Below are 18,686 nucleotides of genomic sequence, written 5' to 3'. Positions count from 1 at the left end.
GGTCAGCACTTCACCGCGGCGAGCAGCCCATGCCCGACCGGAAGCAGCGCGGGGATCCAGTGCTCCGACTCACGGACCGCCTTGATCGTCTCGCGAACCGTCACCGTCTCCGCGTCCCGGGCGGACGGGTCGCCGATCCGACCGCTGGCCAGCACGCCGTTGAGCGCCAGCACGCCACCCGGGCGTAACAGCCGCAGCGCCGCCTCCACGCAGGCATGGAAGCCGGTCGCCTCCGCATCCACGAAGACCAGGTCGTACGCACCGTCGGCGAGCCGGGGCAGCACGTCGAGCGCCCGGCCGGTGATGATCCGGGTGCGCCCGGCCGCGAAACCCGCCTCGGCGAAGATCCGCCGGGCGATCCGCTGGTGCTCCACCTCCAGGTCGATGGTGGTGAGCACGCCGTCGGCGCGCATGCCGCGCAGCAGCCAGACCCCGCTCACCCCGGTGCCGGTGCCGATCTCCACCACCGCACGGGCATTGCCGGCGGCGGCGAGCAGCCGCAGCGCCGCTCCCGCGCCGGGGGTGACCGCGTCGAGGCCCACCTCACGGGCCAGGCTGCGGGCGGTACGCAGAACGAGATCCTCGGTGACGTACGACTCGGCGAACTGCTGAGCCTGCGTCGTCGAACTGCCGGAACCGGCGACCGTGGCGATGGGGCACCTCCGGGGGCGGTGCGTGGTGCGGGGGCGGGTTGGCACTGTGAGCGTAGAGGCGACCGTCGCGGGGCGCAGCCGCGCCTCCACCGGAAGCGATCACCGGGGCAACCGCTGACTGCACCGCGTACATCCGTGCAATCCTGGAGGCGGTATCCCGTCAGCCGCGACCAGACCGGCCCGTGGCCGGGCGACGCGGCGCGGGATCCGGGGACGGACTGGGAGGCACCGACGTGACCGACGGCTGGGACTGGCGCCGGGGCGGTGAGACTCCGGCTCCGGCGCGACCGCCCGGGGTAGGAGCGCCGTCGGTGGGGCCGCCGACCATGCCGGGGGCTGACCACACGCCCCTCGCCCCGCCAGGCGGCGGGCCGGCACCTGGTTGGCAGGCGTCTCCCGGTGGGATGGCACCGAGTTGGCAGGCGTCTTCCGGCGGGCCGGCACCGGGCTGGCCGGCGCCGGCTGCGGGCGGGCCCAACTCGGCCGACGCGTCGGCCTGGTGGTCGGACGCGCTCGCCGACCCCTGGCGCGACCCGTCGGCGCCGACCGCTGTGGTGGTGCCCGGGGTGGTGGCCCCCGGCACCGAGCCCGAGCCGGTCACCGATCCCGATGCGCCGGGCCGGCCGACACTGCGCCACCTGTTGCTCATCCCGGTGATCACCGCGCTCCTGGCCGGCACCCTCGGTGGTGCGCTGGGCTACGCGTTCGCGGTACGCGGCGGCGCTGGCGCGGCCGTCCTCGGTGCTGCGCCCGCGGAGGTGCCGGCACTGGCGCAGCGCAAACCGGAGTCGCTGGCCGGGGTCGCCGAGCGAGTCCTGCCCAGCGTTGTCACCGTGCGGGTGAGCAGCCTCGGCGGGACCAGTGAGGGCTCCGGGTTCATCGCCACCGCCGACGGCCATGTGATCACCAATGACCATGTGGTGGCCGGTGGCACCGGCAAGGCCTCGGTGGTCTTCAACGACGGCAGCACCGCGCCGGCGACAATCGTCGGGCAGGACGCGGAGTCGGACATCGCCGTGATCAAGGTGAGTCGTCCCGGGCTGCGGCCGGTGGAGTTCGGTGACTCCGACGCGCTGGCGGTCGGCGACCCCGTGCTCGCCATCGGCTCGCCGTTGTCGCTGGCCAACACGGTCACCGCCGGCATCGTGAGCGCCCTGGACCGGACGATGCAGGCCGGCGAGCCGGGCGGTCCGGTGCGCTACTACGCCGCCATCCAGACCGACGCCGCGGTCAACCACGGCAACTCGGGCGGCCCGCTTGTCGACGGCGCCGGCCGGGTGGTCGGGGTGAACTCCACAATCAAGTCACTCGTCACCGAGGGGCAGGAGGCGGGCAACATCGGGCTCGCCTTCGCCATCCCGATCAACCAGGCCAAGCGGGTGACCCAGGACATCATCGGCACCGGCAAGGCCCGGCGTACGGTGATCGGCGCCCGAGCCGACGGCCCGACCGGGGTTGTCGGGGGTGGCCTGCGGCTGGCCGAGGTGGAGCCGTCCGGCCCCGCGGACGGCGCAGGGCTGAAGGTCGGCGACGTGATCCTCAAGATCAACGGACGGCCGATGACTGAGCCCACGGACCTGACCGCGTTGGTCCGAAAGTACGCGCCGGGCTCGGTCGTGACCGTCGAGTATCGGCGGGGCGCCACCCGGCAGAACACCTCGGTAACTCTCGCCGCGGACGCGAAGTGAACAGCGGCGCACCCCTTGCCCGAAAGCGGTCCAGCGTGCGTAGTCTTGCTGCTGACGCCGAGAGGAGGCCCGCGGGATGCTCGACAACCTGAACTGGTGGGAGATCGGTGCGCTGCTGCTCCTGGCGCTGCTGATCTTCGGCGACCGGCTCCCCGCCGTGATCACCGACGGCCTGCGGTTGGTGCGCAACCTGCGCAACATGGCCCGCAACGCCACCGGCGACCTGAGCCGCGAGCTGGGCACCGACATCCAGCTGGAAGACCTGCACCCGAAGGCGTTCATCCGCAAGCACCTCCTCAGCGAGGAGGACGAGGCGGCGATCCGCAAGCCGTTGCAGGGCGTCTACGACAACCTGCGCGCGGACGTCAGCGGCGTGCACAACGACCTGAAGGACGTGGCCAACGCCGCCGACCTGCGGTCGAACGAGGCCCGCTCCGGCACGGCCACCAGCAGCCCCTCGGCGCCAGCCCCTCGCGTCAGCTACGACGACGCCACCTGACCAACCCCGTACCCCGCCCCTCGGCCCGTACTCCGCGCCTCGGCCCGGCCCGGCCCGTACCCGCCTCGGCCGTACGACGACTCAGCCCGCCGGCCAACGGTGGCCGACGGGCTGAGGGGTGTTCGTGGTGGTCAGCGGCCGGCGGGCTTGAGGCCGAGGGGCTTGCCCAGCAGTGAATCGCGGCGCAGGGCGAGCCGGTCGGCGATCGTGCCGAGTGCCTGCGCGGCCGGGGACTCCGGCTCGGCCAGCACGATCGGGTTGCCGGCGTCGCCGGCCTCGCGGACCCGGGTGTCCAGTGGGATCTGACCGAGCAGCGGCACCTGCGCACCGATGGTCCGGCTCAGCGACTCGGCGACGGCAGTGCCACCGCCGGAGCCGAAGATCTCCATCCGGGAGCCGTCCGGCAGCTCCAGCCAGGACATGTTCTCGATGACGCCGACCACCCGCTGGTGGGTCTGCAGGGCGATCGCACCGGCCCGCTCCGCCACCTCGGCGGCGGCGGTCTGCGGGGTGGTGACGATCAGGATCTCCGAGTTGGGCAGCAGTTGGGCCAGCGAGATGGCCACGTCACCCGTGCCCGGCGGCAGGTCGAGCAGGAGCACGTCCAGGTCGCCCCAGTAGACGTCGGCCAGGAACTGCTGCAACGCCCGGTGCAGCATGGGGCCACGCCACACCACTGCGGCGTTGCCGGAGGTGAACATGCCGATGGAGATCACCTTCACGCCGTGCGCCTGCGGCGGCATGATCATGTCTTCGACGCGGGTGGGCCGGGCCTCCGTGCCGAGCATCCGCGGCACCGAGTGGCCGTAGATGTCCGCGTCGACCACCCCGACGGAGAGCCCACGGGCGGCGAGCGCCGCCGCCAGGTTGACAGTCACGCTGGACTTGCCGACGCCGCCCTTGCCGCTGGCCACCGCGTACACGCGGGTGCGTGAACCGGGCTGGGCGAACGGGATGACGGGCTCCTCGGTGGCGCCGCCGCCGCGCAGCTGCGACTGCAACCCCTGCCGCTGCTCGGGGGTCATCACACCGAAGTCGATCTCCACGCCGGTGACGCCGGGTACCGCGGCGACGGCGGCGGTGATGTCGTTACGCAGCTTGTCCTTCAGCGGGCAGCCGGCGACGGTGAGCAGCAGCTCGACGCGTACGACGCCGCTGGCACCGATCGTGGCGGAGCGGACCATGCCCAGCTCGGTGATGGGCCGGCGGATCTCCGGGTCGTTGACGGTGGCCAGGGCGGCCTGGATCGCGTCCTCGACGGTGCTCACGGGTGCTGACATGCCCGCAATGCTACGTCGCGGGGCATCCGCTGCCGCCGCTGCCCGGGGCGGTGTGAGCCAATCGATGACCAGTTGGTCAGCCCTCCGGCCGGCGCGGGCCGGTGCCGTCCGGCCGGGCGCCCCGGGTGAAGTCGCCGTCCAGGTCGTCACGGGGTTCGTCCAGGCCGACACCGTCGGTCGGCCGCTGGCCACGCCGCTCCTGCCGGCTGTCCTTCTCCTGCTGGCGGCGCTCCAGTCGCTGCCGGCGTTGCCCCATCTCGTCCAGTTCCTCGGCCAGCCGGGCCAGCTCGGAGCGGAGGAAGTCGCGGGTGGCGACCTCACCCAGCGCGATCCGCAGGGCCGCGATCTCCCGCGCCAGGTACTCGGTGTCCGCCTTCTGCGCGGTGGCTCGCCGCCGGTCCTCCTCGAGGGCCACCCGGTCCCGGTCGGCCTGCCGGTTCTGGGCCAGCAGGATCAGCGGGGCCGCGTAGCTGGCCTGCAGGGACAGGATCAGGGTCAGGAACGTGAAGGTGTACGGGTCGAAGCGCAGGTTCGCCGGGGCCAGGGTGTTCCAGCCGAACCAGATCGCGATCACCACCGTCATGACGACGAGGAAGTTCGCGGTGCCCATGCCCCGGGCGATGCCCTCCGACCACCGACCGAACGCCTCCGCGTCGAACCGGGGCAGCTTGATGCCCCGGGGCTCGCGCGGCTGGTCGAGCCGCTCCGCCCGCCGCTGCTCAGCCATCCGCGCCGTCCAGCGCCACGTCGGCGGTGCCCGGGGCGACCAGGGTGTCGCGGTCCCGCCAGTCCTGGGGCAGCGAGTGGTCCAGCACGTCGTCCACTGTCACGGCGCCAACCAGCCGGTTGTTGCGGTCGATCACCGGCATGGCGACCAGGTCGTAGGTGGCCATCCGGCGGGTGATCTCCGGCAGCGGCGTGGTGGGGCGCAGCGGGTCGATGTCGTTGACCACCACCTTGCCCAGCAGGTCGGCCGGTGGTTCGCGCAGCAGCGCCTGGAAGTGCACCATGCCCAGGTAGCGGCCCGTCGGCGTGTTCTGCGGCGCCCGGGTCACGAAGACCTGCGCGGCGACGGCGGGGGAGAGCTGGGGCTCCCGGATCCGGGCCAGCGCCTCGGCGACTGTGGCGTCCGGCGGCAGGATGACCGGCTCCGAGGTCATCACACTGCCCGCCGTGCCGGGGGTGTACTTCAGCAGCTGACGCACCGGGTCGGCCTCGTCCGGTTCCATCAGGTCCAGCAGCACGTCCTGCTCGGGCGGGGGCAGCTCGTTGAGCAGGTCCGCGGCGTCGTCCGGGTCCATCTCCTCCAGGATGTCGGCGGCCCGCTCCCGGTCCAGGGCGGCGAGGATCTCCACCTGGTCGTGCTCCGGCAGCTCGCTGAGCACGTCGGCCAGTCGCTCGTCGTCCAGCGCGGCCGCGACCTCGTTACGCCGCGCGTCGGGCAGATCCTGCAGCGCGTTGGCCAGGTCGGCGGGGCGCATGTCCTCCAGGACGGCGAGCAGGTTCGCCGTACCCCGGTTGTCGGCGATGCCGCTGAGCCCGCGCACCCGGTCCCACTCGACCTGGTGCAGGTGGCCGCGGCGGCTGAGCCGACCGGTCTGCTCGCGTACGGCGACACGGGTCAGCGACCACTCGCCGCCCCGGGTGCACTCCATCGCGACGTCCACGACCGCGCCGGGTTGGCCGCCCGGGTCGAGTTGCACACGCCGGTCGAGCAGTTCCTGGAGCACCAGCAGCTCGTTCTGGCGTTTCTCGAACCGGCGCAGGTTGAGGGTGCCGGAGCCGAGCACGACGGCGTCCGCGTCGATGGAGGTGATCCGGTTGATGGACAGGAAGATCCGACGGCGCATCGGCATCTCGGCGACGAGGCCCACCACCTCCGGCGGACGCTTGGTCGCCCGGAGCCGTGCCACGGCGTCACGAACCCGGCCCACCTGGTCGCCGTTCGGGTCGAAGACGGCGACTCCGGCGAGACGGGCGATGTAGACCCGGTTCGGCGTGCTCACGGGCACCAGCCTAAGCGCCTAGGGTTTATCAACATGTCGACCTTGGCCTACGAGATCGTGGACGTCTTCACCGACCGCCCCTTCGCCGGCAACCCCCTAGCGGTGGTGTTCGGCGCGGAGGCGCTGGCCACCGAGCAGATGCAGGCGCTCGCGCTGGAGTTCAACCTCTCCGAGACGGTGTTCGTGCTGCCGCCGACCCAGGTCGGCATCACCTACCGGGCCCGGATCTTCACTCCGGTGGAGGAGCTGCCGTTCGCGGGGCACCCCAGCGTCGGCGCGGCGGTCACCGCGTGCCGGCGGGGCATGTTCGGTGTGGGGCAGGTCACCCAGGAGTGCGGGGCCGGTGTGCTGCCGATCGAGGTGACCGCGTCCGGGGCGACGCTGACCGGGGGCGCCCCGACCCTCGGGCCGGAGTTGGACCCGGAGCCGTTGCTGGAGATCGCCGGCCTGGTCGCCGACGACCACATGGGGCCCGCCCCACGTGTCGCCGGCTGCGGGCTGGAGTTCCCGTACCTGCCGGTGCGGCCGGAGTCGGTGGCCCGCGCCCGGGTGAACCCCGCGGTGGCGCAGCGGTACGGGGTGTCGCACGTCAGCGTCTTCTCCTGGGACGCGGCCGCGCAAACCGCGCACGCCCGGGTCTTCGTGCCGGGGATCGGCGTTCCGGAGGACCCGGCGACCGGTTCGGCGGCGCTCGGCCTCGGTGTCTGGCTGGTGGCGAGTGGTCTGCTGCCCGGCGAGGGGCGATCGGAGTACGCGGTCCGTCAGGGTGTGGAGATGAACCGTCCGTCCGCGTTGGCCTGCACTGTCACTGCGGCGGACGGGGTGGCGGTCGGCGCGACAGTCGCCGGTCAGGTGGTGCCGGTGGCCCGGGGCGAGATCGCCGTGCCGCCATTCGTGGGCTGAGCGGAGGCGCCGATGCGGGAGGATGCGGGTGTGACGGACGAGGACGCCCCCGGGGGCACCCCACTGGTCGACGAGGCGATGAAGAAGGCCGCCGTGGCCTGGATCAGCGTTGCCGGCGGGCCGGCGCTCGCGCTCTGGTGCGCCCCACTGGAGGGCGCGCTCCTGGTGGTGAGCGGGCCGGGCGAGCAGGCCGCACCGGGTCTGGCCGACGCTACCGAGGCCCAGGTCACCCTGCGCGGCGACCACGGCGGTCGAATCGTCACCTGGCCGGCCCGGGTGAGCCGGTTGCAGCCGGGCACCGAGGCGTGGGACATCACCGCGCCGCTGGTGGCGGCGAAGCGCCTCAACGCGCCCGGTCCGACCGCCGACCTGGTGGCCCGCTGGGCCGCGGACGGATGCGCGGTGAACCGGCTCGCCCCGGCCGGTACGCCGCTGGCCGGAGCGGAGTTGCCGGCCGACGCGCAGGCCGAGCCGCCCCGGGCGACTCCGGCGGTCCGGGCCACCCGCAAGCCGTTCCGCCTGCACCGGGTCCGCCGCCGCTGATCAACTGATCAGCCCGCCCGGCCGCCGACCCCCGCGACCGCCGCGTCCGCGTCGACGAGAGCGAGCACCTCACCCAGGGTGCCGAGTGTGAGGCCGCGCCAGTCCCGGTCGGCGTTGAACACCAGGTGCGTGGCCAGATCCGGTGCGGCGAGCCGGACGGCGGTCATCCCGGCCCGCTCGGCGCCGGTCAACTCCTGGCTGCCGCCGTCACCGACGTAGAGGCAGTCGCCGGGGGCGAGCCCGAGCCGCTGGCAGGCGGTCAGGTAGAGCGTCGGATCCGGCTTGCACCGCCCGACCTGCACCGAGAAGACCCGTACGTCGAGCAGCGGGGCGATCGCGAGCTGCGGCAGGAAGGCCGGCAGTTCGTGCGTACAGTCGCTGATCACGCCGGTGCGCAGGCCGCGCTGGCGCAGGGCCGCCAGCACCGGCACCGCGTCGGCCCGCAGCCAGGTGTCGGCGCGGACCGCCCGGTGCCGGGAGGCCACGGCCGCCCGTACCGCCTGGTCGCTGGGGTGTACGCCGGCCTGGGCGCACACCCAGCGCAGGGTCGCCTCCGCGTTGCCGAGAAGGCCGGTGGCCCGCTCGTAGTAGGTACGATCCAGCACCTCGGTCAACGTGTCGGTGTGGCACCCGAGCAGCTCCGCGGTGCCGAGGTGGGCGACGCCGCGCTGCACCGAACGGGTCAGGGTGCCGAAGAAGTCGAACAGCACCGCCTGGTAGCTGGGCATGGGGGAACGCCTCCGGGCGGTCGAGGGTCGCCGGCGCGGAACCGCGTGATCGTAACGGAGCGATGACCCTCCGTGCTGACCGTCATACGTGTGAGGATTACGTCCCGTGCCCCCACCTTCACCTCGGCCGACAGTGGATCCGCTGACCACCGGCGCGGTCGGGCTGGCCGTGGTCGCCGTGTCGTCGTCCGCGCCGCTGATCGCGTACGCCGCCGCCCCCGCGCTGGCCATCGCGTTCTGGCGCAACCTGCTCGCGGTGGCCGTACTGAGCCCCTTCGCGCTGGTTCGACGTCGCGCCGAGTTCCGAACGCTGACCGTGGGTGCCGGCCGGCGGGAGGGGCTGTTCTGCGCTCTGTCCGGGGTCGCGTTGGCCGGGCACTTCGCGACCTGGGTGCCGAGCGCCCAGCTCACCTCGGTCGCCACCTCCACCGCACTGGTCGCCACCCAGCCGGTCTGGCAGGGGCTGATCGCCCGCGCCCAGGGGCGTCCGCTGCCCCGGGTGGTGTGGATCGGCATCGCGGTGGCGGTCGGCGGCGCGGCGGTCGCCACGGGGGTGGACGTGGGAGTCTCCGGCCGGGCCGTCCTCGGCGACGTCCTGGCGTTGACCGGCGGCGTGTTCGCCGCCGTCTACACCGCGTTCGGGGAACGGGCGCGGACCAGCATCAGCACCACCACCTACACCACCATCTGCTACGGGATCTGCGCGCTGATCCTGCTGGCCCTGTGCCTGGTCGGTGGCGTACGGATGACCGGGTTCGACGGGCGTACCTGGCTGGCCATCCTGGCCCTGGTGGCCGGCGCACAACTGCTCGGGCACTCGATGTTCAACTACGCGCTGCGGAAGATCCCGGCGACCACTGTGAGCGTGCTGATCCTGCTGGAGGCGCCCGGCGCGGCAGTGCTCGGCTGGGCCTGGCTGGGTCAACTGCCCCGCCCGTACGCGCTGCTCGGCATGGCGTTGCTGCTGGTCGGGGTGGCGGTGGTGGTGCTCGGCGGCCGGCGGAGCGAACCCAGGGCGGGCTAGCTCTCGTGCACCTCGATGACCCGGGTCGTCGGAGCGGCTTCGCCGAGGGCGGTACGCAGGGCCGCCCGGTCCGCATCGGCGAGGAACGACTCGTACCCGGCCCGGTCGTCGAACCGGATCATGTGCACCTCGGTGCGCCCGTCGGTGCCGCGCAGTCGCCGTTCCAGGTGGCCGCCGTGTCGGCCGAGCAGGGCCAGCACGGAGTCCTCGTAACGCTGCCCGGCGGCCTCGGCCCCGACGGCGAACTCGACGATCGCGACGAGTGTCAGCACACCGTCCCCTCAGCCATCGAGACCGACCGCCTTGGCGCTCGCTGCCCACAGCCGGGCGGCGAGCTGCGGATCGGCCGCCTTCCGAAGGGGCCGACGCGGCCGACGATCCACGTAGTAACCCCCGTTGATCAGCCGGGAGTGCTCCTGGTTGGCCAGCCACACAAGCGTCTCGGCGCCCTTCTCCGGGCTCCGGAAGGGCATGAAACGCATGCCGAACGCGACGAGCCTGCTGTCGTTGGCGAACCGGGTGCGGACCACCCCGGGGTGGAAGCTGTACGCGAACATGTCCGGCCAGCGCCGGGCGGCCTCGGCGCTGAACAGGATGTTCGCCTGCTTGCTGGTGCCGTACGCGCCCATCGGCCGGTAGTCACGCAGGGGCTTGTTCAGGTCGTCCGGGTCGAGTGCGCCGAAGCGGTGCCCGCCGGAGGCGGTCACCACGACCCGGTCCACCCGGTCGGCGAGCAGGTTGGTGAGCAGGAACGGGGCCAGGTGGTTGGCCTGGATCGACATCTCGAAGCCGTCGACTGTGACAAGTGGTTGCAGCGCGATCGCGCCGGCGTTGTTGGCGAGCACGTCGATCCGGTCGTACGCGGCTCGAAGCTGCTCGGCCAGTCGGCGTACGTCGTCGAGGATCGCGAAGTCGGCCCGGAACAGCTCCGGACGCTCACCGGAGTTCTCCCGTACCCGCTCGGCGGCGGCCTGGAGGCGGGCCGGGTCCCGCCCGACCAGTACCACCTGGTCGCCACGGCAGGCCAGGTGCACGGCGGCGGCCAGCCCGATGCCGGAGCTGGCCCCGGTCACCACCACCAGTCGGCGCCCAGTGAGATCTTCCACAGGTCCATTCACCCCGGTCATGGCGCGAGGTTACCGTGGCGTCACAACGCCCTTTGGGATCGTTAAGGTCTCGGATCTGTCGTCAGGTGGCGTCGGCATGCCCGCCGGACCCTGGAAGGAGCGCATCCATGGCCGCAGTCGGTCGCCCCCGCAGGTCCTGCCTCGCCGTGCCGGGTTCCAGCGTGAAGATGCTCGGCAAGGCTCAGGGGCTCGCGGCCGACCAGGTCTTCCTCGACCTGGAGGACGCCGTCGCCCCACTGGCCAAGCCGGACGCGCGCAAGAACATCGTGGCCGCCCTCAACGAGGGTGACTGGGCCGGCAAGACCCGGGTGGTCCGGGTCAACGACCTGACCACCCCGTGGACCTACCGGGACGTCATCGAGGTCGTCGAGGGCGCCGGCGCCAACCTGGACTGCATCATGCTGCCGAAGGTGCAGACCGCCGCCCAGGTGCAGTGGCTGGACCTGACGCTCACCCAGATCGAGAAGACGATCGGCCTGGAGGTCGGTCGGATCGGCATCGAGGCGCAGATCGAGAACGCCGCCGGTCTGGTCAACGTGGACGCGATCGCCGCCGCCTCCCCGCGCGTGGAGACCATCATCTTCGGCCCGGCCGACTTCATGGCGTCGATCAACATGAAGTCGATGGTGGTCGGCGGCCTGATCCCGGACTACCCGGGCGACCCGTACCACTACATCCTGATGCGGATCCTGATGGCCGCGCGGATGCACGACAAGCAGGCCATCGACGGCCCCTTCCTGCAGATCCGCGACGTCGACGCCTTCCGCGAGGTGGCCAAGCGTTCGGCCGCGCTGGGCTTCGACGGCAAGTGGGTGCTGCACCCGGGCCAGATCGACGCCGCCAACGAGGTCTACCAGCCGGCGCAGGCCGACTACGACCACGCCGAGTTGATCCTCGACGCGTACGAGCACTACACCTCGGAGGCCGGCGGCCGGCTCGGCGCCGTGATGCTCGGCGACGAGATGATCGACGAGGCGTCCCGCAAGATGGCGCTTGTGGTCGCCGCCAAGGGTCGGGCGGCCGGGATGAGCCGTACCTCGTCGTTCACCCCACCGGCGGAGTGACCGGCCGGGCCGGGACGACAGCCGCCGGCTGTCGATCCGGCTCGACAATCGGCGGTACGCCGGCCCGCGCGCGGATCAGTAGCTGCTGCTGTTGTCGCTCGTCGCGATCGCGTAGATGATCGCGGAAGCGTAGAAGAGGATCACCAGCACCAGGAACCCGGTGAGGATCCAGCCGACGATGATGGCGGCCTTCGCCATCCCCGCGCCGCCCTCGCCGCTGAGCCGGATCTGCTTCTGCGCGACATGCCCGAGGATCGCGCCGATCGGCGCGGTGATGCAGGACGTGAAACCGATCAGGGCCAGCACGAACGCCGCGATCGCCAGCCCGTTGGTCTTCGGGGGCTGCGGGTAGCCGTAGCCGGGGTACTGCGGCGGGTAACCGGCCGGGGCGTAACCGGCCGGGGCGTAACCGGGCATCGGCTGGGTCGCCGGCGGCTGCGCGCCCACGTACGGGTCGACCTGGGCGTACGGGTCGACCTGGGCGTACGGGTCCGGGGCGTACGGGTCGGGCGCGTACGGGTCGACCGGGCCAGGTTGCGGGGGCACCGGCTGACCGGCCACAAGGGTCGGGTCCGGTGCGGGGCTCGACGGCTGGGCCGACCACGTGGGATCGGTCCAGTTGCCGGGCGGCGGGGGATTGGTCATGCGAACTCTCCGTCAGGTCGGGGTGCGGAGACAGGGTAGCCAGCGCCGCCCAAACCCGACGCCCCCGCTTCCGGGTGCCGCGTTGCTCGGGCCGGTCGTAACGGGCAGGATCGCTGGCATGGCATACGACGCGCGCGCCGCGGACCGCTCCGGCAGCCGACCCCGACGGGACGTCAGCCGCCCGGGTGCGGCCCGGCGCGCCCGGACGGCCGCCCCGGCCGGCAACCCCGGTCCCGACGAGCCGGTCGCGCTCACCGACCCGGTCACCATGCGCCTCGACGGGCGGGTCGCCCTGGTCACCGGCGCGGGCAGTCCGGACGGCATCGGGTACGCCACCGCCCGGCGACTCGCCGACCTGGGCGCCCGGGTGGCCATCGTCTCCACCACCCGACGTATCCACGAGCGGGCGACCGAGTTGGGGGTGACCGGTTTCGTCGCGGACCTGACCGACGAGTCCGAGGTCGGCGCGCTGGCCGATGCGGTCGCCGAACAGTTGGGCGACGTCGAGGTGCTGGTCAACAACGCCGGCCTGGCCAGTCGGGCCAGCCAGGGGGTGCTGCGGCCGGTGGCGCAGCTGACCTACGACGAGTGGCGCGGTGAGATCGACCGCAACCTCTCCACCGCATTCCTGTGCAGCCGGGCGTTCATCGGGGGGATGGCCGAGCGGGGCTGGGGTCGGATCGTCAACCTCTCGGCCACGGCCGGCCCGGTCAACGCCCTGCCCACCGAGGCCGCCTACGCCGCGGCGAAGGCCGGGGTCGTCGGTCTGACCCGGGCCCTGGCGATGGAGATGATCGCCGACGGCGTGACAGTCAATGCCGTGGCGCCCGGCACCATCTACACCGCGGCGTCCACCATGGCCGAGATCAAGCAGGGGTTGGGCACCCCGGTGGGGCGACCGGGCACGCCGGACGAGGTCGCCGCGGCGATCAGCTTCCTCTGCTCGCCGGCTGCCTCGTACATCACCGGGCAGATGTTGGTGGTGGACGGCGGCAACAGCGTCCGCGAGGCCCGTTTCCGCTGACCGGGCCGGGCCGCGCCGGTGCGTCGGTCAGTAGCTGCCGCTGTCGCCGGCGTTGTTGGCGAAGGCCACCAGCGCCAGCCAGCCACAGCAGGCCAGCACGGTGAGCCCGGTGAAGACGTAGCCCAGGATCAGCCCCCAGGTCGCGAGCTGGCCGCCCTCCTCGCCGCTGGTACGGATCTGCCGCTTGGCCACGTGGCCGAGGACGGCGCCGGCCGGCGGAAACACGAAGGCGAACACCAGCGACAGGATCGCCAGCACGTTGGTGCCCCGACCCGGCCCGGACGGCGGTGGACCGTACTGGCCGTAGGGGCCCTGCGGGGGGTACGGCGGTTGCTGACTCCAGTGGGCAGACTGCTGCGGCCCCTGGTGGCCGTACGGCGACGGTTCACCAGCCGGTGGCCCGTACGGTGAGCGTTCCGCTGGCAGCTCGTAGGCCGGCTGGTCCGGCTGCGGCGCGTACGGGGGCTGGCCGGCCGGCGGTGGCGCGTACGGCGACTGGTCCCTGGGTGGCTCGTAGGGTGACGGCGGCGGCTCGTCCTCGGGTGGTCCCGACGGCGGCGGGTAGCTCACAGCTGTCCTCCTGCTGCCGGTGCCGGAAAAGTCCCTCTTGCCGGACGCTACCCGTAGCGGTGAACCTTTTCACAGCGGTTGTGTGGACTGGTCACCTTGGCCTCGTCGGCCCGGGGGGCCGATACTGACCCAGCGTTCAGTTACCCACGAGTAGTGCGCGGATCCCCGGAGGCTGAGATGGCCCGACTCGCCCAGACGCCCGGCCTGACCGACGTGCAACAGTCGATCCTGGAGACCGTTCGGGAGTTCGCCGACAAGGAGATCATCCCGCACGCGCAGCGGCTGGAGCACGCCGACGAGTACCCCACCGACATCCTCGACGGCATGCGCGAGATGGGGCTGTTCGGCCTCACCATCGACGAGGAGTACGGCGGGCTCGGCGAATCACTGCTCACCTACGCGCTTGTGGTGGAGCAGCTGTCCCGAGGCTGGATGTCGATCTCCGGCATCGTCAACACCCACTTCATCGTGGCGTACCTGATCTCCCAGCACGGCTCCGCCGAGCAGAAGACCCGCCTGCTGCCGAGAATGGCCACCGGCGAGGTGCGCGGAGCCTTCTCCATGTCCGAGCCCGAGACCGGCTCCGACGTCTCCGCGATCAAGTCCCGGGCCGTCCGCGACGGCGACCGCTACGTGCTCAACGGGCAGAAGATGTGGCTCACCAACGGGGCGTACTCCTCGGTGGTCGCCACCCTGGTCAAGACCGACACCGGCGCGGAATCGGTCTACGGCAACATGAGCACGTTCCTGCTGGAGAAGGAGCCGGGCTTCGGCGAGACCGCCCCCGGCCTCACCATCCCCGGCAAGATCGAGAAGATGGGTTACAAGGGTGTCGAAACCACCGAGATGGTGCTCGACGGTGTGACAGTGCCCGACTCCGCGATCCTCGGTGGCGCCGACAAGGTGGGCCGTGGCTTCTACCAGATGATGGACGGCATCGAGGTGGGCCGGGTCAACGTGGCCGCCCGCGCCTGCGGCATCTCCATCCGCGCCTTCGAGCTGGCGGTCAGCTACGCCCAGCAGCGCAAGACCTTCGGCCAGCCTCTCGCCAAGCACCAGGCGATCGCCTTCAAGCTCGCCGAGATGGGCACGAAGATCGAGGCGGCGCACGCCCTCATGGTCAACGCCGCCCGACTCAAGGACGCCGGCCAGCGCAACGACGTCGAGGCCGGCATGGCCAAGCTGCTCGCCTCGGAATACTGCGCCGAGGTCGTCCAGGAGGCGTTCCGCATCCACGGCGGCTACGGCTACTCCAAGGAGTACGAGATCGAGCGGCTGATGCGGGAGGCCCCGTTCCTGCTCATCGGCGAGGGCACCTCCGAGATCCAGAAGACCATCATCTCCCGGGGCCTCCTCAAGGAGTACAAGCTCTGATCCGCGCCTGCTGATCGGTTGCTCGCTGCCGGTTGCTTGCTGGCCGGTCGCCGATCCGCGTCGTCGGTCACGAGCGTGATGACCGTGAGGCATCAATATGACTCAGAGGCATCGCGCTCGTGACCGAGGCTGTCCGCGCCGACGGACGCGTCGATCAAGGAGTCGTGATGGGGGATAGAAGCGGCAAAGGCCCCCAACCTGGCACCACAACTGCATGATCGGCGGGGCGGGGCGGGGTTCGCGTCAGGGGAGGCGGGTCAGGTTGGCGGCGGCGCGTTCGACGATGAGGCAGCGGTCTTCGACGTAGTCCATGCCCGCCTCCTCGGCGATCTGCCGCGCCTCGGCCGAGACGATGCCCAGTTGCAGCCAGACCGCGGGGGCGCCGATCGCCGCCGCGTCCCGGACCACCTGCACGGCGTCGGCCGCCGGCCGGAACACGTCCACCAGGTCGACGGGGTGCGGAATGTCGGCGAGGGTCTTGTACGCCCGTTCCCCGAACAGTTCGTCGACCGACGGGTTGACCGGGATGATGCGCCAGCCGTACTGCTGCATCTGCAACGGCACGCCATGCGCTGCCTTGAACGGGTCGCGGGACGCGCCCACGACGGCGATCACGGCGGAGTCGGCGAGGATCTGCTGAGCGGTACGCACCCGCCGACTGTAGCTCCGACTACAACAGCGTCAGCTGCTCGGCCGCCGACGGTGGCGGCGGCTCGGGCAGGTTGCGGTTGTCGCCCCGCTCCCCGCGGTGCAGCCCGTGCCGGCGGGAGGCGATCCGCACCCGCGCGGTCAACTCCCGTTGGTACGCCTGCGGGGCGTATGCGCCGGCTCGGTAGAGCTCGCGGTAGCGGGGCACGAGGTGCGGGTGCTCGCGGGCGAGCCAGTGCGCGTACCACTCCCGGGCACCGGGACGCAGGTGCAGCGGCAGGGCGGTCACGCTCGTCGCGCCGGCGGCGGCGATCGCCGAGACGGTGGCGTCGATCGACTCGTCGCCGTCGCTGAGGCCGGGCAGGATCGGTGCCATCAGCACGCCGACGGAGAAGCCGGCGTCGGCGAGTGCCCGGACGGCGTCGAGCCGGCGGCGTGGGTGCGGTGTGCCCGGCTCGACGTTGCGCCAGAGGTGCTCGTCGACGATCCCCACCGAGAAGGAGATGCCCACCGTGGTCACCTCGGCGGCCTGGAGCAGCAGCGGCAGGTCGCGCAGGATCAGCGTGCCCTTGGTAAGGATCGAGAACGGGTTGGCGAAGTCTCGCAGGGCGCCGATGATCTGCGGCATCAGCCGGTAACGACCCTCGGCGCGCTGGTAGCAGTCCACGTTGGTGCCCATCGCCACGTGCGCGCCCCGCCAGCGCGGCGCGGCCAGCTCCCGTCGGACCAGCTCACCGGCGTTGACCTTGACGATCACCTTCCGGTCGAAGTCCGCGCCGGCATCGAGATCGAGATAGGTGTGCGTGTTCCGGGCGAAGCAGTTGTGGCTGACCACTCCGTTGGTGCGGGCGATGGCGCCGGGCAGCGCCAGCGGCAGGGGTGGCGTCGCTGGCGCTGCCCGCTCGGGGTCTCCCTCGACCGGGGGAGCGGTGAGGTTGTCCCAGCGCATGGGCACTATTCGAACACGTGTACGAGACAAGCGCAAGTGACCCGCCGTACACCTGTGGGCGTTCGCGTGGTCGGAGAGGGGAGGATGGACACCATGGAGACGTCGACCTTCGTCTACGACGGGGACTGCGCGTTCTGCACGACCTGTGCGGAGTTCATCGAGCGCCGCATCCCCACCGCCGCGCGGGTGGTGCCCTGGCAGTTCGCCGACCTGGACGCGCTCGGCCTGACCGTGGCCGAGTGCGAGGAGGCCGTGCAGTGGGTGGGCGTGGACGGCTCGCGCGCGGCGGGCCCGGACGCCATCGCGAAACTGCTTGCCGCGAGTGGCCCGCTCTGGCGGGTCGCCGGCGCGGGTCTGCGGTTCCGGCCGGTCCGCGCCGCGGCCTGGCCGGTGTACCGCTGGGTGGCGCGCAACCGGCACCGGCTTCCCGGTGGCACGGCGGCCTGTTCCCTGCCGCAGGAGGCCCGGGAGCGGCTCTACGGGCCGACTGGTCGCCCGACCACCGGCGCCTGATCGTCGAGCGCCCGCTCCGCGCCGGCTCCCACCGGGGCCTGGCCAGGCGGCACCGTGTCGGCGTCCATCGGGTCCGCTGGAGAAACGTCGGTCGCTGACGCGGGAGTTTCGCGGCCGACGAGCCGGCGGGCCCAGACCAGTGGGCGCACCCGTTCTAGCGGTAGGAAGCTGGTCATCGCGGCCAGGTGCGGCGCGAACGAGATCGTGATGGTCGCGATGGTGACCGCGTGGAACGAGTAGAAGAAGCCGACCATGGCGAGTCGCCAGCGGGCCGGCAGGAAGAAGACCACCGGGCTCAGCAGCTCGAACGCGACGATGCCGAACTGGGCGACGATCAGCAGGTGCGGCACCTGGGCGATGAGGTCCGCCAGGTCGGTGCCGCGCCGGATGATCGCGCGGGCCAGGACCGAGCCGGTCAGCCAGTCCAGTCCGCCGAAACGCAGCTTGGCGAAGGCGGCCAGGAAGTACGTGCAGATAACCGCGACCTGGGTGACGCGTAGGGCCCAGCCACCGGCCTCGGTGCGGGTGGTGTCGCCGTGTCGGGCGCGACCGGCGGTGGGCAGCACGGCCAGTGCGACGAGCAGACCGAACCGGTCGTGGTCGACCTTCCCGTAGCTCATCGCGATGATCATCCACTCCAGGTACAGCGCGCACACGGCCCAGCCGAGCAGCCGGGGCGCCCGCCCGGTCGCGGCGAGGAGCGCGAGTAGCAGCAACGCCCAGAAGATCACCGTCACCAACGTCTCGGTTGGCGTCGGCAGTGGGAGCAGTCGGCCGATCAGGAGCGGCCGGTACAGGTCGCCGGGCACGCTGACCCGGGTGCGTACCCAGGGGGTGAAGATCACCAGGTCGGCGGCGACGAACAGATAGATCAGGGTGCGGAACGCGGCCACCCGGCCCCGGGGTACGGCCTCGGTCAGCCAGCGGCTCATCGGGGGGCCTGCCAGCGGACGACGGTCTCGTCGGTGTGTTGGCCGGTCGGTCGGCCGGCGCGGATGCCGTGCCAGCGGATGACGATGCGGACCTCGACCAGCGCGGGGGCGTCCGGGTGGCGTTCGGCGTACGCGTCGGCGACCTCGGTGAGCAGCGTCGGGTCGGCGGCGTACCGGGCCTGCTGACCCTCGATCTCGGCGCGGCGGATGCCTGTCGCGTTCTGGTCGAGGTCGATCAGAGCCCCGGAGCTGTTCACCCCCTCGACGCGGGTGTCGGGTGCGGGCGCGTTCGGCGGGGTGGAGGTGGAGTACATCCGGAACGGGCCGAACGGGAAGTCGTCGTCGCTGCCCCAGAAGGTGCCGACGACGAGCAGGGCGAGGCCGAGTGCGGTCGCGGCGAGCCGGGTCGCGCGCCCGCGGGTGGTCAGGTTCTCCATCGGGTCGTGACGATACGGGATGTACCGGCTGTGTCGGGTCCCACCGACGGCCAGTTCGGCCTGACCAGGCAGGTGATCA

22 protein-coding genes are annotated in these 18,686 nt (G+C 72.0%); 9 read left to right on the top strand and 13 right to left on the bottom strand.

Annotated features, from left to right (window positions below; genetic code table 11):
- Positions 1-2 precede the first annotated feature (2 nt).
- Entirely contained in the window at positions 3-572 is a 570-nt protein-coding gene (locus KBX71_RS16365; protein ID WP_124820012.1) for an O-methyltransferase, read from the bottom strand.
- 314 nt (positions 573-886) lie between these two features.
- Here KBX71_RS16365 and KBX71_RS16360 point away from each other — a divergent pair, with 314 nt between their 5' ends.
- Together KBX71_RS16360 and KBX71_RS16355 are read left to right on the top strand one after the other, a co-directional pair.
- Complete coding sequence (locus KBX71_RS16360) at positions 887-2,341, top strand: S1C family serine protease (protein WP_374102609.1); 1,455 nt, start codon at positions 887-889, stop codon at positions 2,339-2,341.
- Positions 2,342-2,417: 76 nt separating this feature from the next.
- The gene (locus KBX71_RS16355; protein WP_196928467.1) at positions 2,418-2,840 is read left to right on the top strand and encodes a preprotein translocase subunit TatB; all 423 of its coding nucleotides are present in this window, start codon (positions 2,418-2,420) and stop codon (positions 2,838-2,840) included.
- A 131-nt stretch (positions 2,841-2,971) separates the two neighbouring features.
- Here KBX71_RS16355 and KBX71_RS16350 read toward each other — a convergent pair whose 3' ends face one another.
- The 3 genes from KBX71_RS16350 to KBX71_RS16340 form a co-directional block, all read right to left on the bottom strand.
- Positions 2,972-4,120: an Mrp/NBP35 family ATP-binding protein gene (locus tag KBX71_RS16350; RefSeq protein WP_210818885.1), complete on the bottom strand. Its 1,149-nt coding sequence runs from the start codon at positions 4,118-4,120 to the stop codon at positions 2,972-2,974.
- Between the two features lie 76 nt (positions 4,121-4,196).
- Positions 4,197-4,847 (bottom strand): DUF1003 domain-containing protein, encoded by a 651-nt coding sequence (locus tag KBX71_RS16345; protein ID WP_210818884.1) that lies wholly within the window; start codon positions 4,845-4,847, stop codon positions 4,197-4,199.
- Positions 4,840-6,126 (bottom strand): magnesium transporter MgtE N-terminal domain-containing protein, encoded by a 1,287-nt coding sequence (locus KBX71_RS16340; protein ID WP_210818883.1) that lies wholly within the window; start codon positions 6,124-6,126, stop codon positions 4,840-4,842. The genes KBX71_RS16345 and KBX71_RS16340 overlap by 8 nt, the downstream gene beginning before the upstream one ends.
- 33 nt (positions 6,127-6,159) lie before the next feature.
- Between KBX71_RS16340 and KBX71_RS16335 the strand changes: the two genes are divergently transcribed.
- Positions 6,160-7,029 (top strand): PhzF family phenazine biosynthesis protein, encoded by an 870-nt coding sequence (locus KBX71_RS16335; protein WP_210818882.1) that lies wholly within the window; start codon positions 6,160-6,162, stop codon positions 7,027-7,029.
- A 12-nt stretch (positions 7,030-7,041) separates the two neighbouring features.
- Positions 7,042-7,572 carry a hypothetical protein gene (locus tag KBX71_RS16330; RefSeq protein WP_210818881.1) on the top strand — a complete coding sequence of 177 codons (531 nt, stop codon included), beginning with the start codon at positions 7,042-7,044 and terminating at the stop codon, positions 7,570-7,572.
- An 8-nt stretch (positions 7,573-7,580) separates the two neighbouring features.
- On the opposite strand, the gene KBX71_RS16325 is transcribed toward KBX71_RS16330, so the two are convergent.
- Positions 7,581-8,300, bottom strand: coding sequence for an HAD family hydrolase (locus KBX71_RS16325; protein ID WP_124819990.1), 720 nt, complete (start codon positions 8,298-8,300; stop codon positions 7,581-7,583).
- 106 nt (positions 8,301-8,406) lie between these two features.
- Here KBX71_RS16325 and KBX71_RS16320 point away from each other — a divergent pair, with 106 nt between their 5' ends.
- On the top strand, positions 8,407-9,324 hold the full coding sequence (locus KBX71_RS16320) for a DMT family transporter (protein ID WP_210818880.1): 918 nt from the start codon (positions 8,407-8,409) through the stop codon (positions 9,322-9,324).
- On the opposite strand, the gene KBX71_RS16315 is transcribed toward KBX71_RS16320, so the two are convergent.
- Together KBX71_RS16315 and KBX71_RS16310 are read right to left on the bottom strand one after the other, a co-directional pair.
- Positions 9,321-9,596 (bottom strand): hypothetical protein, encoded by a 276-nt coding sequence (locus KBX71_RS16315; RefSeq protein ID WP_210818879.1) that lies wholly within the window; start codon positions 9,594-9,596, stop codon positions 9,321-9,323. The two genes, KBX71_RS16320 and KBX71_RS16315, sit on opposite strands and share 4 nt — an antisense overlap.
- 9 nt (positions 9,597-9,605) lie before the next feature.
- A complete protein-coding gene (locus tag KBX71_RS16310) occupies positions 9,606-10,430 on the bottom strand; it encodes an SDR family NAD(P)-dependent oxidoreductase (RefSeq protein WP_210818932.1) in 825 nt (274 codons plus the stop codon).
- A gap of 128 nt (positions 10,431-10,558) precedes the next feature.
- Here KBX71_RS16310 and KBX71_RS16305 point away from each other — a divergent pair, with 128 nt between their 5' ends.
- Positions 10,559-11,515 carry a CoA ester lyase gene (locus tag KBX71_RS16305; protein WP_210818878.1) on the top strand — a complete coding sequence of 319 codons (957 nt, stop codon included), beginning with the start codon at positions 10,559-10,561 and terminating at the stop codon, positions 11,513-11,515.
- A 75-nt stretch (positions 11,516-11,590) separates the two neighbouring features.
- Here the strand turns inward: KBX71_RS16305 and KBX71_RS16300 are convergent, their stop codons facing one another.
- A complete protein-coding gene (locus tag KBX71_RS16300) occupies positions 11,591-12,160 on the bottom strand; it encodes a DUF4190 domain-containing protein (RefSeq protein ID WP_210818877.1) in 570 nt (189 codons plus the stop codon).
- Positions 12,161-12,278: 118 nt separating this feature from the next.
- On the opposite strand from KBX71_RS16300, the gene KBX71_RS16295 reads away from it, so the two are divergent.
- Complete coding sequence (locus KBX71_RS16295; RefSeq protein ID WP_124819984.1) at positions 12,279-13,184, top strand: SDR family NAD(P)-dependent oxidoreductase; 906 nt, start codon at positions 12,279-12,281, stop codon at positions 13,182-13,184.
- A 27-nt stretch (positions 13,185-13,211) separates the two neighbouring features.
- Here KBX71_RS16295 and KBX71_RS16290 read toward each other — a convergent pair whose 3' ends face one another.
- Positions 13,212-13,754 carry a DUF4190 domain-containing protein gene (locus KBX71_RS16290; RefSeq protein WP_210818876.1) on the bottom strand — a complete coding sequence of 181 codons (543 nt, stop codon included), beginning with the start codon at positions 13,752-13,754 and terminating at the stop codon, positions 13,212-13,214.
- A gap of 177 nt (positions 13,755-13,931) precedes the next feature.
- On the opposite strand from KBX71_RS16290, the gene KBX71_RS16285 reads away from it, so the two are divergent.
- Positions 13,932-15,128 carry an acyl-CoA dehydrogenase family protein gene (locus KBX71_RS16285; protein ID WP_196928458.1) on the top strand — a complete coding sequence of 399 codons (1,197 nt, stop codon included), beginning with the start codon at positions 13,932-13,934 and terminating at the stop codon, positions 15,126-15,128.
- Positions 15,129-15,371: 243 nt separating this feature from the next.
- On the opposite strand, the gene KBX71_RS16280 is transcribed toward KBX71_RS16285, so the two are convergent.
- Together KBX71_RS16280 and KBX71_RS16275 are read right to left on the bottom strand one after the other, a co-directional pair.
- Positions 15,372-15,779, bottom strand: coding sequence for a CoA-binding protein (locus KBX71_RS16280; RefSeq protein ID WP_210818875.1), 408 nt, complete (start codon positions 15,777-15,779; stop codon positions 15,372-15,374).
- Between the two features lie 19 nt (positions 15,780-15,798).
- Positions 15,799-16,725: a radical SAM protein gene (locus KBX71_RS16275; protein ID WP_210818874.1), complete on the bottom strand. Its 927-nt coding sequence runs from the start codon at positions 16,723-16,725 to the stop codon at positions 15,799-15,801.
- A gap of 93 nt (positions 16,726-16,818) precedes the next feature.
- Here KBX71_RS16275 and KBX71_RS16270 point away from each other — a divergent pair, with 93 nt between their 5' ends.
- Positions 16,819-17,238, top strand: coding sequence for a thiol-disulfide oxidoreductase DCC family protein (locus KBX71_RS16270; protein ID WP_210818873.1), 420 nt, complete (start codon positions 16,819-16,821; stop codon positions 17,236-17,238).
- On the opposite strand, the gene KBX71_RS16265 is transcribed toward KBX71_RS16270, so the two are convergent.
- A complete protein-coding gene (locus KBX71_RS16265; RefSeq protein ID WP_210818872.1) occupies positions 17,202-18,170 on the bottom strand; it encodes an HTTM domain-containing protein in 969 nt (322 codons plus the stop codon). The two genes, KBX71_RS16270 and KBX71_RS16265, sit on opposite strands and share 37 nt — an antisense overlap.
- The gene (locus tag KBX71_RS16260; RefSeq protein WP_210818871.1) at positions 18,167-18,607 is read right to left on the bottom strand and encodes a hypothetical protein; all 441 of its coding nucleotides are present in this window, start codon (positions 18,605-18,607) and stop codon (positions 18,167-18,169) included. The genes KBX71_RS16265 and KBX71_RS16260 overlap by 4 nt, the downstream gene beginning before the upstream one ends.
- Positions 18,608-18,686 lie beyond the last annotated feature (79 nt).

The organism is Micromonospora sp. D93 (assembly GCF_018070365.1).
Classification (GTDB): domain Bacteria; phylum Actinomycetota; class Actinomycetes; order Mycobacteriales; family Micromonosporaceae; genus Micromonospora; species Micromonospora ureilytica.
The sequence above is the reverse complement of the archived record's forward strand: the minus strand, read 5'-3'. Positions and strand labels throughout refer to the sequence as shown.